This window comes from Tatumella ptyseos ATCC 33301 (assembly GCF_000735525.1).
Classification (GTDB): domain Bacteria; phylum Pseudomonadota; class Gammaproteobacteria; order Enterobacterales; family Enterobacteriaceae; genus Tatumella; species Tatumella ptyseos.
The window spans coordinates 20,576-33,997 of record NZ_JMPR01000046.1; the positions used below are offsets into that span (position 1 = coordinate 20,576).

13 protein-coding genes are annotated in these 13,422 nt (G+C 51.5%); 11 read left to right on the forward strand and 2 right to left on the reverse strand.

Annotated elements, in window-relative coordinates; all coding sequences use genetic code 11:
- The first annotated feature begins 194 nt into the window (after nt 1-194).
- From cyoA to GTPT_RS14485, 6 genes are all read left to right on the forward strand, one after another.
- Nucleotides 195-1,121 carry a cytochrome o ubiquinol oxidase subunit II gene (gene cyoA / locus GTPT_RS14460; protein ID WP_025902480.1) on the forward strand — a complete coding sequence of 309 codons (927 nt, stop codon included), beginning with the start codon at nt 195-197 and terminating at the stop codon, nt 1,119-1,121.
- Between the two features lie 3 nt (nt 1,122-1,124).
- Nucleotides 1,125-3,107, forward strand: a complete 1,983-nt coding sequence (cyoB, locus tag GTPT_RS14465) for a cytochrome o ubiquinol oxidase subunit I (protein ID WP_025902481.1) — start codon at nt 1,125-1,127, stop codon at nt 3,105-3,107.
- Nucleotides 3,107-3,721: a cytochrome o ubiquinol oxidase subunit III gene (locus tag GTPT_RS14470; protein WP_025902482.1), complete on the forward strand. Its 615-nt coding sequence runs from the start codon at nt 3,107-3,109 to the stop codon at nt 3,719-3,721. Before cyoB ends, GTPT_RS14470 begins: the two co-directional genes overlap by 1 nt.
- Nucleotides 3,721-4,050, forward strand: a complete 330-nt coding sequence (locus tag GTPT_RS14475) for a cytochrome o ubiquinol oxidase subunit IV (RefSeq protein WP_025902483.1) — start codon at nt 3,721-3,723, stop codon at nt 4,048-4,050. Before GTPT_RS14470 ends, GTPT_RS14475 begins: the two co-directional genes overlap by 1 nt.
- A 12-nt stretch (nt 4,051-4,062) precedes the next feature.
- Nucleotides 4,063-4,953 carry a heme o synthase gene (cyoE, locus tag GTPT_RS14480; protein ID WP_025902484.1) on the forward strand — a complete coding sequence of 297 codons (891 nt, stop codon included), beginning with the start codon at nt 4,063-4,065 and terminating at the stop codon, nt 4,951-4,953.
- 136 nt (nt 4,954-5,089) lie between these two features.
- Nucleotides 5,090-6,466: an MFS transporter gene (locus GTPT_RS14485; protein ID WP_025902485.1), complete on the forward strand. Its 1,377-nt coding sequence runs from the start codon at nt 5,090-5,092 to the stop codon at nt 6,464-6,466.
- Nucleotides 6,467-6,529: 63 nt separating this feature from the next.
- Here the strand turns inward: GTPT_RS14485 and GTPT_RS14490 are convergent, their stop codons facing one another.
- Nucleotides 6,530-7,021, reverse strand: a complete 492-nt coding sequence (locus GTPT_RS14490; RefSeq protein WP_025902486.1) for a YajQ family cyclic di-GMP-binding protein — start codon at nt 7,019-7,021, stop codon at nt 6,530-6,532.
- Nucleotides 7,022-7,152: 131 nt separating this feature from the next.
- On the opposite strand from GTPT_RS14490, the gene panE reads away from it, so the two are divergent.
- Entirely contained in the window at nt 7,153-8,073 is a 921-nt protein-coding gene (gene panE / locus GTPT_RS14495; protein ID WP_029989983.1) for a 2-dehydropantoate 2-reductase, read from the forward strand.
- On the forward strand, nt 8,027-8,626 hold the full coding sequence (gene yajL, locus GTPT_RS14500; protein ID WP_025902488.1) for a protein deglycase YajL: 600 nt from the start codon (nt 8,027-8,029) through the stop codon (nt 8,624-8,626). The genes panE and yajL overlap by 47 nt, the downstream gene beginning before the upstream one ends.
- Before the next feature lie 56 nt (nt 8,627-8,682).
- Here yajL and thiI read toward each other — a convergent pair whose 3' ends face one another.
- Nucleotides 8,683-10,131 (reverse strand): tRNA uracil 4-sulfurtransferase ThiI, encoded by a 1,449-nt coding sequence (gene thiI, locus GTPT_RS14505; protein WP_025902489.1) that lies wholly within the window; start codon nt 10,129-10,131, stop codon nt 8,683-8,685.
- Nucleotides 10,132-10,369: 238 nt separating this feature from the next.
- On the opposite strand from thiI, the gene xseB reads away from it, so the two are divergent.
- From xseB to dxs, 3 genes are read left to right on the forward strand one after another with little or no spacing between them, the layout of a single operon-like run.
- A complete protein-coding gene (gene xseB / locus GTPT_RS14510; RefSeq protein ID WP_025902490.1) occupies nt 10,370-10,612 on the forward strand; it encodes an exodeoxyribonuclease VII small subunit in 243 nt (80 codons plus the stop codon).
- Nucleotides 10,612-11,511, forward strand: coding sequence for a (2E,6E)-farnesyl diphosphate synthase (gene ispA, locus GTPT_RS14515; protein WP_029989981.1), 900 nt, complete (start codon nt 10,612-10,614; stop codon nt 11,509-11,511). The genes xseB and ispA overlap by 1 nt, the downstream gene beginning before the upstream one ends.
- Nucleotides 11,512-11,530: 19 nt before the next feature.
- Complete coding sequence (gene dxs / locus GTPT_RS14520; RefSeq protein ID WP_025902492.1) at nt 11,531-13,396, forward strand: 1-deoxy-D-xylulose-5-phosphate synthase; 1,866 nt, start codon at nt 11,531-11,533, stop codon at nt 13,394-13,396.
- The last annotated feature ends 26 nt before the right edge of the window (nt 13,397-13,422 follow it).

Below are 13,422 nucleotides of genomic sequence, written 5' to 3' on the forward strand. Positions count from 1 at the left end.
CTGCCGGATAGAGTACTGACTAACTGACTGACGTATCTTAGTTTTTTAACCAAAGCCCACTTTTGTTAAATTTATCTAAAGGAAAGGATACATCCTCATGACAAAACCTCAATTTAGTTTACAGTAAAGAAACCTTACCGTAAAATGCCACCACACTTAAACGACAATAAGCCCTTTGTCATTGAGGTCGTTAAATGAGACTCAGGAAATACAGTAAAAGTTTGGGGATTTTGTCACTTATCACCGGCGCAGTGTTACTCAGTGGTTGTGATAGTGCCTTATTAAATCCCAAAGGTCAGATTGCAATGGAGCAACGTTCACTGATTATGACAGCCTTCGGCTTGATGTTAGTGGTGGTGATCCCTGTGATCTTTATGGCTATCGTGTTTGCCTGGAAATATCGGGCGTCGAATACGAACGCTAAATATTCACCTAACTGGTCACACTCAAATAAAGTAGAAGCTGTGGTGTGGATAGTGCCTATCCTTATCATTCTCTTCCTGGGTGTGTTGACATGGAAATCAACCCACGCACTTGAGCCCGCAAAACCTATTGCTTCAGATGTAAAACCTGTACAGATTGACGTCATTGCCCTCGACTGGAAATGGTTGTTTATCTATCCGGAACAAGGGATAGCAACCGTCAACCAGATTGCCTTCCCGGTCAATACGCCGGTCAGTTTCAGAATTACCTCGAACTCCGTCATGAACTCCTTCTTTATTCCTACTCTTGGCAGCCAGATCTATGCGATGGCGGGAATGCAGACCAAACTGCACCTGATTGCCAATCAGCCGGGAATTTTTGATGGTATTTCGTCGAACTTCAGCGGTCGCGGTTTCTCTGGTATGAAGTTCAAAGCCATTGCGACCAAAGATAACGCAGACTTCCTGCAGTGGGTAGATAAAGTGAAGGCGTCGTCAAATACGCTGACCACCATGGATCAATTCAACCAACTGGCAGCACCGAGTGAGAATAATCCCGTGGAGTACTTCTCTACCGCTAATCCGCAACTGTTCAACGAAGTTGTCGATAAGTTCATGGCACATGACGGGAATATGACCATGTCTCAGCACGAAGGCATGGATATGAGCCATCAGGCTACCGCCGGAGCAGGGGAATAAACCATGTTAGGAAAATTAAGTTTAGCGGCGATCCCATTTGACGTACCTATCGTTATGGTGACCTGTTCCGCTATTATTATTGTGGGTATCGCTATCCTGGCGGCTATCACTTACTTCGGTAAGTGGCAGTATCTGTGGTCGGAATGGATCACCTCCATCGACCATAAAAAGCTCGGTATCATGTACATTATCCTGGCGTTCGTCATGCTGTTGCGTGGTTTCGCCGATGCTATCATGATGCGTAGCCAGCAGGTACTGGCTTCAGCAGGTGAGGCAGGCTTCCTGCCCCCCCATCACTACGATCAGATCTTCACCGCTCACGGCGTGATTATGATCTTCTTCGTGGCGATGCCTTTTGTCGTCGGACTGATGAACATTGCCGTGCCTCTGCAAATTGGTGCGCGTGATGTCGCCTTTCCGTTCCTCAATAACCTCAGCTTCTGGTTTACCGCAATCGGTGTGATTCTGGTGAACCTGTCTCTCGGGGTCGGGGAATTTGCACAGACTGGCTGGCTGGCCTATCCGCCGCTTTCCGGGAGCGAATACAGTCCCGGGGTCGGGGTCGACTACTGGATCTGGAGTCTGCAATTATCCGGTATCGGGACGACGCTGACAGGGATCAACTTCTTCGTGACTATTCTGAAGATGCGTGCACCTGGCATGACGATGTTCAAAATGCCGATCTTTACCTGGGCATCGCTCTGTACCAACGTACTGATTATTGCTGCGTTCCCGGTACTGACGGTGACTCTGGCACTGCTGACGCTTGACCGTTATCTGGGCTTCCATTTCTTTACTAATGAAATGGGCGGCAACATGATGATGTACGTCAACCTGATCTGGGTCTGGGGACATCCGGAAGTGTATATTCTGGTGCTGCCGGTCTTCGGGGTCTTCTCTGAAGTCACTGCGACCTTCTCCAAAAAGCGGATGTTCGGCTACACCTCAATGGTGTGGGCAACCGTGGCAATTACCGTACTGTCGTTTGTTGTCTGGCTCCACCACTTCTTTACCATGGGTGCCGGAGCGAACGTCAACGCCTTCTTCGGTATTATGACCATGATTATCGCTATCCCTACCGGGGTAAAAATCTTCAACTGGCTGTTCACCATGTATCAGGGTCGCGTTCAGATGACCGCGCCGATGCTCTGGACCGTAGGTTTTATTATCACCTTCTCTGTGGGCGGAATGACCGGGGTGCTTCTGGCCGTGCCGGGTGCTGACTTTGTCCTGCATAACAGCCTGTTCCTGATTGCTCACTTCCACAACGTGATTATCGGTGGTGTGGTCTTCGGTTGTATGGCGGGTGTCACTTACTGGTTCCCGAAAGCGTTCGGCTTCACGCTGAATGAAACCTGGGGTAAACGTTCTTTCTGGTGCTGGATCATCGGTTTCTTCGTCGCCTTTATGCCGCTGTATGCGTTAGGCTTCATGGGAATGACCCGTCGTCTGAGTCAGAACATCGACCCGCAATTCCATCCGCTGCTGGTGGTGGCCGCCTGTGGTGCCGGGATTATCGCGCTGGGTATTCTGTGTCAGCTCATTATGTTCTGGGTGTCTGTCCGTGACCGCGACCAAAACCGTGATCTGACCGGTGACCCGTGGGGTGCCCGTACACTGGAGTGGTCTATCTCCTCCCCTCCTCCGGTTTATAACTTTGCCGTGATCCCTGAAATTCATGAACGTGATGCTTTCTGGGAAATGAAGGAACGCGGTGAGGCGTACCAGCAGCCCGCGCATTATGAAGCGATTCATATGCCGAAAAATAGCGGCGTTCCGGCCATTATCGCGCTGTTTGCCACCATTTTCGGTTTTGCCATGATCTGGTGGATTTGGTGGCTGGCGGGAATTTCCTTTGTTGCCATTATCGCGCTGTGGATTGCTAAAAGCTTCGATGAAGATGTGGATTACTATGTCTCTGCCGAAGAGGTCGAACGGACTGAACGCAAACACTTTGAAGAACTCAGCAAAGCAGGTGTGAAATAATGTCTTCTCCAACTCTGTCTAAACAGCACGACGCCCATGCAGCGCATGGGCATCACGATGCAGGAGCCAATAAAGTCTTTGGCTTCTGGATCTACCTGATGAGTGACTGCATTATCTTTGCAACACTGTTTGCTACCTATGCGGTGATGGTGCATAACACCGCCGGGGGGCCTTCAGGTAAGAATTTCTTCGAACTGCCTTATGTTCTGGGTGAAACAGCACTATTGTTGTTCAGCTCAATAACCTACGGCTTCTCTGTCATCGCCATGAACAGAAACAGCAAAAATGCCGTAGTCGGCTGGCTGGTGCTGACTTTCCTGCTCGGCCTTGGCTTTATCGGTATGGAGATCAATGAGTTCCACCATCTGATTGCCGAAGGCTGGGGGCCGCAACGCAGTGGTTTCCTGTCCGCTTTCTTCACGCTGGTCGGCACGCATGGTCTGCACGTGACCTGTGGCCTGATCTGGATGCTGGTTCTGATGTATCAGGTCGCGACCCGTGGGCTGAATGCGGCTAACCGTACCCGTATCATGTGTCTGAGCCTGTTCTGGCACTTCCTGGATGTGGTTTGGATCTGTGTATTTACCATTGTCTATCTGATGGGGGCCATGTAATGAGTCATACTGTAAATGAGCATGGTGCATCTCACGGGAGTCTGAAGTCTTATATTACGGGCTTTATTCTTTCTGTCATCCTGACGGGGATCCCGTTCTGGATGGTGATGGAGGGCAGTGCAGAAAAAAGCACAACGCTTGTGGTGGTCGTTCTCTGTGCGGTGGTTCAGGTGATCGTTCACCTTGTCTGCTTCCTGCATCTGGACCGTAAGTCAGAGGGGGGCTGGAACCTGGTGGCCATCGTCTTCTCAGCAATCATTATTCTGATTGTTGTCGTTGGCTCACTCTGGATCATGTGGAATCTTAACTACAACATGATGCCCCACTAAGAGTTATACGTCATGATTAAGCAATACCTGCAAGTGACAAAACCAGGAATTATTTTCGGAAATCTAATTTCTGTGGTGGGTGGGTTTTTACTGGCCTCCAAGGGCAGTATTAATTACACCTTATTCCTCACATCTATGGTCGGCGTATCATTAGTGGTGGCATCGGGTTGTGTCTTTAACAACGTGATCGACCGTGATATCGACCGGAAAATGGAGAGAACGAAGAACAGGGTTCTCGTGAAAGGACTCATTTCCGCGAAAACCAGCCTGGTGTATGCGACCCTTCTGGGTATTGCTGGCTTTATGATGTTGTATTTTGGCGCCAATCCACTGGCAATGTGGTTATCAGTGATTGGCTTCATCGTCTACGTCGGCATCTACAGCCTCTATATGAAGCGTCATTCGGTGTACGGCACGTTAATCGGGAGTCTTTCAGGGGCAGCCCCCCCTGTTATCGGTTACTGTGCCGTATCGAATGAATTTGATGCCGGAGCCATTATCCTGCTGGCAATCTTTAGCCTCTGGCAAATGCCGCATTCCTATGCCATTGCCATTTACCGGTTTAAAGATTACCAGGCCGCTAATATTCCGGTATTACCGGTGGTGAAAGGGATCCCGGTCGCTAAACATCATATTACCATTTATATTCTGGCCTTTATGATAGCAACACTGATGCTCTCTCTGGGCGGATATGCAGGCTACAAGTATCTGGTGGTAGCTGCGGTGGTGAGTCTCTGGTGGCTCGGTATGGCCCTTTCCGGCTATAAGCGTACCAATGATGATCGCCTCTGGGCCAGGAAGTTATTTGTCTTCTCTATTGTTGCCATTACCGCTCTCAGCGTGATGATGTCCGTCGATTTTATGACCCCGACATCAAAAGATCTGCTGACTTACGTCTGGTAACTCCCCTCCCCTGTCAGATCAACAAAGGCGCGACATACGCGCCTTTTCTTTTTTTGTTACTTCTGTTTGTAAAGTATTATTTTACCGGGCTTGTTGTGCACCTTACTATAGCGTCAGTCAATAAAAAGAGGTTTTGATGAACGATAATAAAATGACGTCGCTGGAACGGAGAGCAACATGGGGACTCGGCACCGTCTTTTCGCTACGGATGCTGGGTATGTTTATGGTGCTGCCCGTATTAACGACCTATGGTATGGCCCTGCAGGGGGCCTCTGAAGCGCTGATTGGTTTAGCCATTGGCATCTATGGTTTAGCTCAGGCCGTATTCCAGATCCCGTTCGGGTTACTGTCTGACCGTATTGGCCGCAAACCCTTAATCGTCGGAGGGCTGTTGTTATTTGTACTGGGTAGCGTCATCGCCGCCTGTACGCAGTCTATCTGGGGAATTATTCTCGGGCGCGCTTTACAGGGTTCCGGGGCCATTGCCGCGGCAGTGATGGCGCTGCTTTCTGACCTGACCCGTGAACAGAACCGTACCAAAGCGATGGCATTTATCGGTATCAGCTTTGGGGTCACTTTTGCCATTGCCATGGTGATAGGCCCGGTGGTTACCCATATCCTGGGTCTGCATGCCCTGTTCTGGATGATTGCGATACTGGCTACCCTCGGCATTATTATTACGCTGGCCATTGTCCCTTCCGCCAAAGATCATGTACTGAACCGTGAGTCCGGCATGGTAAAAGGCAGCTTTAAAAAGGTGCTGGCCAGCCCGCGGTTACTGAAGCTGAATTTCGGGATCCTTTGCTTACATATCCTGCTCATGTCGAGCTTTGTGGCTCTGCCAGGTCAGTTCGAAAATGCAGGTTTCCCGCCATCACAGCACTGGAAAGTCTATTTTGTCACCATGCTGATTGCATTTGTGGTCGTCATGCCTTTCGTCATCATTGCCGAAGTAAAACGCAGGATGAAAGCGGTATTTATCAGTTGTGTCGCCCTGCTGGTCATTGCAGAAATTATTCTTTGGGGAGCAGGCACACACTTCTGGACCCTGGTGGTCGGCGTACAGGTGTTCTTTATCGGTTTTAATCTGATGGAAGCGATTCTGCCTTCACTGATCAGTAAAGAATCACCGGCAGGCTATAAAGGAACGGCGATGGGCGTCTATTCCACCAGCCAGTTTATCGGTGTCGCTATTGGCGGTAGCCTGGGCGGCTGGATCTTCGGTCATATGGATGCGCAAACCGTTTTCCTGGCCGGAACCCTGCTGGCCGTGGTCTGGCTGCTGGTCAGTCTGACCATGAAAGAGCCACCGTATGTCAGCAGCCTGCGACTGGTGTCAGATCAGCTGCACCATACTCCCGGCCTTGAGCAGAAATTATCCGCCGTCGAGGGTGTTTCCTCGGTCATGATGGTACCGGACGAAAACAGTATCTATGTAAAAATTGACAGTAAAGTCACCAGCCGCGAAGCGCTGGAAACGCTGATTGCAGAGTATCAGCCTCAGCAGGCGTAATATCAGCCCCTGTCATACAAAAACGCGGCCCGGAGAGAGCCGCGTTTTTTTTACCGGAACCAGTTAGTCACGGAAGTTTTTGAACTGGAAAGGCTGGCCCAGGTTGCCGCCGCGAACCAGTGCCATCGCACCCTGAAGATCATCGCGGGATTTTCCGGTCACCCGTAATGACTCCCCCTGGATCTGCGTCTGGACTTTCAGCTTGCTGTCTTTGATCAGTTTTACGATTTTTTTGGCGACATCCGTTTCGATGCCCTTTTTCAGTTTCGCGTCCACAGACCAGTTTTTACCGCTGTGTTCGATCTCTTCAGGCACTTCCAGCGCTGCCCCTTCAATTCCGCGCTTTAATAATTTCTCACGCAGAATATCCACCAGTTGTTTCACCTGAAAATCCGATTCCGAACTGATCTTAATGGTTTCATTTTTTTCGTTTAATTCAACCGCAGCAACCACGTTACGAAAATCAAAACGGGTAGATAATTCGCGGCTGGCATTTTCTACCGCATTGCGCACTTCCTGAAGTTCAACTTCAGAAACAATATCGAAAGATGGCATATTCTCTTCTCCTGATTCGGTGTTGCCATGCATAATACGCAGATCGACGCGGTAAAAAAATGCCTGAGCCTGAAAACATCAGACCCGGCAGCGAAAACCGGTATTTTTGTCGCCGGCTATCCGGAGTTATTATGAAAATTACGGTACTGGGGTGCGGAGCCCTGGGACAACTATGGCTGTCAGCCTTACACCGTCAGGGACATGAGGTTCAGGGATGGCTACGCAATGCTCATTCCGGCACCCACGTTCATATCACCGCTCCTGACGGAGAAATGCATCGTCACTGGTTTCCGGCCAATCGCCAGGCATTGCTTGCGGACTGCGAGTTACTACTGGTAACGCTTAAAGCAGCACAAATTTCGTCCGCCGTTCTGCAAATTCAGCCCTTATTGCCCTCCCGCTGCATTATCGTACTGATGCATAACGGGATGGGGGTGGTTGATGAGTTACCTCCCCTGCCCCAGACTGTACTGCGGGCGATTACGACGCATTCCGCCTGGCGTCAACAGGGACGGGTCATCCATGTTGCCCATGGGGTCACGCATATCGGGCCTGTGGCCAGCAATGAAAACCATCTCAGTCCGCTGGCTGACCTGCTGCATGAGGCATTACCGGAAGTGGCCTGGCATAACGATATCCTGCCCGCCTGCTGGAATAAGCTGGCCATCAATTGTGTGATCAATCCGCTCAGCATTAAATACGACTGTACTAACGGTGAACTCCTGCAGTACGGCGGTGAAATTACCACGCTCTGTGAGGAGATAGCCGCAGTAATGAACCGTGAGGGCCTGCATGCCGATGCCAGGCAACTGGAGCAGAATGTGACCCATGTCATGCAGAACAGCGCGGCTAACTATTCATCTATGCTGCAGGATATCCGCACGGGGCGCACAACAGAAACAGACTATATTACCGGCTACCTGCTGCGTAAGGCTGCCGGGTATGGTCTTGCGGCCCCCGCAAATCGCGAATTATATCAGAGAGTAAAAATAAAGGAGTCGGCCAATGGGCACCCAAAAATCAGTGCTGGTTTGTCTGGCGCATGGCAGTGAAGAAACCGAAGCGGTTACCGTTATCGACCTGCTGGTCAGGGCAGGCATTCACGTCACTACAGCCAGTACAGAAAGCGATGGTGAACTGCTGATCACCTGCTCCCGTGGCGTCAGATTACAATGCGATACCGCGCTGGTCTCCGTTGCGGATCAGCCTTTTGATGCACTGGTTCTGCCAGGGGGACAGAAAGGGGCTGAAACCTTCAGCGAAAGCGTCCTGTTGCTGGAAACCCTCCGTCAGTACCGGACAACCGACCGGATTGTCGCTGCCATTTGCGCAGCACCGGCGCTGGTGCTGGCAGCCCATGAGCTTTTCCCGGACGGAAATATGACCGGCTTCCCTGGCCTGCGCGAAAGTATTCCGGCAAAACAGTGGGTCGAACGCCGGGTCGTCTGGGATCCACGAGTGAACCTGCTGACCAGTCAGGGACCGGGGACCGCGTTTGATTTTGGGCTGAAACTGATTGATCTGCTGGCAGGCCCTGACACCGCCCGGGAAGTGGCTGAACCTCTGGTTCTGGCCCCGGGGATCTATAACTACCAGGAAATCTGATACAAAAAAGCCCGTGATAAGGTGAGTTATCACGGGCTTTCAGAGGTTATCTGCCGTTACGGACGATACACTTTCACATTCGTATAGCCCTGCTCATGCAGGTAAAGTGCCTGCAGACGACTCATCACTCCCCGATCACAATACAGAAGCCAGGTACGGCTCTGGTCAAGGTCAGCAAACTGGCTGCCGAGCTTATAAAACGGCAGCGATTTGATCTCGACATTCCCCGCCTGTAACGGGTTCTCTTCGTATTCATCGACCGACCGGATATCCAGGATACTGTCGTTTTCACCGAACGCATCCACCGTTTCAATCTCAACCACATCGCGGGCCGCTTGCTCCGCAATCTCGCGAATATCCAGATTGCTGGCTTCTTCAACCACTTTTTCCAGGATACCGAAATCGAAGTTTTCTTCTTCGGCCAGGATCTTACTCTTCAGCGCTTTCACTGTCGGACTTTTGGAGATCACACCACAGTATTCCGGCATGGTACGGGCAAAATCTTCCGTCCCGATCTTACGCGCCACATCAATGATATGTTCTTTATCATGAGAGATCAGCGGGCGCAGGATCAGTGTGTCACTGGCATTATCAATTAAGCGCAGATTGGTCAGCGTCTGGCTGGAGACCTGGCCGAGTGCTTCACCGGTCACCAGCGCCTGCACGCCATAGCGCTCTGCCACCATGGAGGCAGCACGAACCATCATGCGCTTAAGCACAACCCCCATCTGGCCGTCATCGATATTTTCGAGGATGGCACCCACAACAGGTTCAAAGTCGATGGCGACAAACCGGACACGGTGCGAACGACCGTAACGGGTCCAGAGGTAATGAGCCACCTGCCGCACACCAATCTCATGGGCAGCGCCCCCGAGATTGAAGAAACAATAGTGCACCCGGCATCCGCGACGCATCAGCATATAGCTGGACACACCGGAATCGAACCCACCGGAGATTAGCGATAAAACATCTTCCTGCGTCCCGATAGGGAAGCCGCCAATACCTTCATGCCGTTCGGTCACCAGCAACAGACGGTCATCGTCGATTTCCAGGTTAACCGTCACTTCCGGACGGGTTAACCGGACAGAGGCGGAAGGAATGTGCTGGTTCAGTCCGCCGCCAACATAACGCTCAACATCCTGTGAGCTGAACTCATGTTTCCCGCGGCGTTTAGCACGGACACAGAAGGTTTTACCTTCCAGTCTTTCACGGTTTAATGCCAGGGTCTGCTCAAAGATGTCGTGCATATCGGTGTAAGTATGTTCTTCCACCGCCAGGATATGATGGATCCCGGGAATACGCGTCAACTCTTCGGCAATTACCGGTTTCAGCGCTTCATTTTTTGAACGGACGACAATGTGGTCCCAGTGACGAACAACTTTGATCTCTTCGTCGACGGTTTTCAGGATATTGCGAATATTTCCGTTAAGGATTTTAATAAAACGCAGTCGTACAGACTGGCTTTTAATCGTGATTTCCGGAAACAGTTTTATGATAAACTTCATGGCGGCACAGGCTTATTCAGGGAAAATAAGTGTTAATAACTTACACACTTAACTGTTAAAATCAGAGAATGGCGGACAGCTTCGGAGATGTCCCGCATCCAGGATGCGCGAGTATATCATCTTTGTTGCGACTCTGCTTCTGCAACCTCTGTCACATTGATCATTTTGCTAATCGTTTGTGGTCAGCTACCATAAGTGATTACAATTGAATATATAAATCGTTGAGCCGGTGTCTACTATGCCTAAAAAAACCGAACCTTCTGTCAGCTTTGAACAAGCGCTGCAGGAGCTGGAAAGCATTGTCCGTCGTCTGGAAGGGGGGGAATTGCCATTAGAAGAAGCCCTGAACGAATTTGAAAAAGGCGTAAAGCTTGCCAAAACCGGCCAGCAAACATTACAGAAAGCCGAGCAACGGGTGCAGATCTTACTGAAACCGGATGAAAATGCCGGCCTGAATGCCTTCACCCCGGACAGTCACTAATGGATTTGTCGATATTACTGGCCACCTATCGTCAGCGGGTGGATAACACATTAACCCGATTACTTAATGACCTGCCCTTTCAGAGTTCTCCACTGGTGAATGCCATGGAGCACGGCGTATTGTTAGGCGGCAAGCGTATGCGGCCGTTTCTGGTCTATGCTACCGGTCATATGCTGGGGGTTCCGCTCCCGGTGCTGGATATCCCTGCCGCGGCCATTGAATGTATTCATGCCTACTCATTGATCCATGATGATCTGCCTGCGATGGATGATGATGCATTACGACGGGGGCAACCGACCTGTCATATCGCTTTTGGTGAAGATACCGCCATTCTGGCCGGTGACGCCTTACAGACTCTGGCTTTCACTGCCCTGAGTACTCATCCGATGCAGGACGTCACGGCAGAAACCCGGCTGGCCATGATCTCCGAACTCGCCACCGCCAGTGGCGCTGCAGGTATGTGTGGCGGACAGGCGCTGGATTTAGCCGCGGAAGGAAAATCCGTCGGTCTGGAGGCACTGGAGACTATCCATCGCCATAAAACCGGCGCATTAATTCGTGCGGCAGTCAGAATAGGTGCCTGTTGTGCCGGCGAAAAAGCCCTGCCGTTGCTGCCGGAACTTGATCGTTATGCCAGTTCTATCGGGCTGGCTTTTCAGGTTCAGGATGACATCCTCGATGTTGTCGGCGACACCGAGGTTATCGGTAAACGCCAGGGGGCCGATATCGCCCTCGGGAAAAGCACCTACCCGGCCCTGCTTGGCCTTGAAGGGGCCCGCGAAAAGGCCCGCCTGCTCTGCCAGGAAGCCATGGATGCATTGGATAAGCTCGCCGAAAAATCTTTCGATACCGCCTCATTACAGGCGCTGGCGGGTTATATAATTGAACGTGATAAATAACATCCATAATGAGTCACTGATGAGTTTTGATACCACCCAATACCCGACACTGGCGCTGGCAAGCACAGTGCAGGAATTACGTCTATTGCCAAAAGAGAAGCTCCCTGCCCTGTGTGGTGAGCTGCGTCAATACCTGCTCGACAGTGTCAGCCAGTCCAGCGGCCATTTTGCCTCCGGACTGGGGGTCGTCGAACTGACGGTCGCTCTGCACTATGTTTACAATACACCGTTCGATCATCTGGTCTGGGATGTCGGTCATCAGGCATATCCGCACAAGATCCTGACCGGCCGTCGTGACCGTATCGGCACTATCCGTCAGAAAAACGGGCTGCACCCGTTTCCGTGGCGCGATGAAAGTGAACACGACGTACTGAGTGTTGGTCATTCATCAACCTCGATCAGTGCCGGACTGGGCATGGCGGTAGCGGCAGAAAAAGAAGCCGCAGGACGCCGCACCGTCTGTGTGATAGGTGACGGTGCCATTACCGCAGGTATGGCCTTTGAAGCCATGAACCATGCCGGCGATATTAAGCCGGACATGCTGGTGATCCTGAACGATAACGATATGTCGATTTCAGAGAATGTCGGGGCGCTGAATAACCGGGTGGCCCAAATCCTCTCCGGAAAAACCTATTCACGGTTGCGGGAAAGTGGCAAACGCGTTCTGACCGGGCTGCCGCCAATCAAAGAGCTGGTAAAACGTACCGAAGAACACCTGAAAGGAATGGTTTCCCCGGGTACATTATTCGAAGAGCTTGGCTTTAATTATATCGGTCCGGTCGACGGTCATGATGTGCTGACACTGGTCAGTACATTAACCAATATGCGTAACCTGAGCGGCCCGCAATTTCTGCATATCATCACCCGTAAAGGGAAAGGCTACGCACCGGCAGAACAGGATCCTATTGCCTGGCATGCGGTACCGAAGTTTGACCCGGCCAGCGGAGCGCTGCCTAAGAGCAAAGACGGCATTCCCACCTATTCCAAAATCTTCGGCGACTGGCTGTGTGAAATGGCTGCACAGGACGATAAGCTGATGGGGATCACCCCTGCGATGCGTGAAGGCTCCGGGATGGTCCGTTTTTCCCGCGAATATCCGCAGCAATATTTTGATGTCGCGATTGCCGAACAACATGCGGTGACCTTTGCCGCAGGCATGGCCATTGGCGGCTATAAACCGGTCGTGGCGATTTACTCGACCTTTCTGCAACGTGCCTACGATCAATTGATCCATGATGTTGCTATTCAGAAACTGCCGGTGTTGTTTGCTATTGACCGCGGAGGTATTGTCGGTGCCGACGGACAGACCCACCAGGGCGCCTTCGATATTGCCTTCCTGCGCTGTATTCCGGACCTGGTGATCATGACCCCGAGTGACGAAAATGAATGCCGGAACATGCTGTATACCGGTTATCACCATCAGCAGGGGCCAAGTGCGGTGCGCTATCCGCGGGGTAATGGTCGCGGGCTGGAAAGTGAGCCGCTGCAACAGTTACCGCTGGGTAAAGGCCTCGTGAAACGTCAGGGAGAAAAAATCGCTATTCTGAACTTCGGGACGCTGTTGCCTGAAGCCGAAAGCGTGGCCGAATCACTGAATGCTACCCTGGCTGATATGCGCTTTGTGAAGCCTATGGATGAAGCTCTGGTGCTGCAACTGGCAGAAAGCCACGACATGCTGGTGACGCTGGAAGAAGGTGCTATTAGCGGGGGTGCCGGTAGCGGAGTGAATGAAATTCTGATGGCAGCACGTCGCATGACACCGGTACTGAACCTGGGGCTGCCTGACCGCTTTATTTCACAGGGCACTCAGGATGAAGTTCGTCATGACCTGGGGCTGGATGCAGAGGGAATTCTGGCGGCTATCGAACGCTGGCAGGCGCTGTAAGCAGAAAGTCAGATTCGGCAACGGGT

Coding starts and splice junctions, on each gene's coding strand:
- cyoA (WP_025902480.1), top strand. CDS start 195: ATGAGACTCAGGAAATACAGTAAAAGTTTGGGGATTTTGTCACTTATC.
- cyoB (WP_025902481.1), top strand. CDS start 1,125: ATGTTAGGAAAATTAAGTTTAGCGGCGATCCCATTTGACGTACCTATC.
- GTPT_RS14470 (WP_025902482.1), top strand. CDS start 3,107: ATGTCTTCTCCAACTCTGTCTAAACAGCACGACGCCCATGCAGCGCAT.
- GTPT_RS14475 (WP_025902483.1), top strand. CDS start 3,721: ATGAGTCATACTGTAAATGAGCATGGTGCATCTCACGGGAGTCTGAAG.
- cyoE (WP_025902484.1), top strand. CDS start 4,063: ATGATTAAGCAATACCTGCAAGTGACAAAACCAGGAATTATTTTCGGA.
- GTPT_RS14485 (WP_025902485.1), top strand. CDS start 5,090: ATGAACGATAATAAAATGACGTCGCTGGAACGGAGAGCAACATGGGGA.
- GTPT_RS14490 (WP_025902486.1), bottom strand. CDS start 7,021: ATGCCATCTTTCGATATTGTTTCTGAAGTTGAACTTCAGGAAGTGCGC.
- panE (WP_029989983.1), top strand. CDS start 7,153: ATGAAAATTACGGTACTGGGGTGCGGAGCCCTGGGACAACTATGGCTG.
- yajL (WP_025902488.1), top strand. CDS start 8,027: ATGGGCACCCAAAAATCAGTGCTGGTTTGTCTGGCGCATGGCAGTGAA.
- thiI (WP_025902489.1), bottom strand. CDS start 10,131: ATGAAGTTTATCATAAAACTGTTTCCGGAAATCACGATTAAAAGCCAG.
- xseB (WP_025902490.1), top strand. CDS start 10,370: ATGCCTAAAAAAACCGAACCTTCTGTCAGCTTTGAACAAGCGCTGCAG.
- ispA (WP_029989981.1), top strand. CDS start 10,612: ATGGATTTGTCGATATTACTGGCCACCTATCGTCAGCGGGTGGATAAC.
- dxs (WP_025902492.1), top strand. CDS start 11,531: ATGAGTTTTGATACCACCCAATACCCGACACTGGCGCTGGCAAGCACA.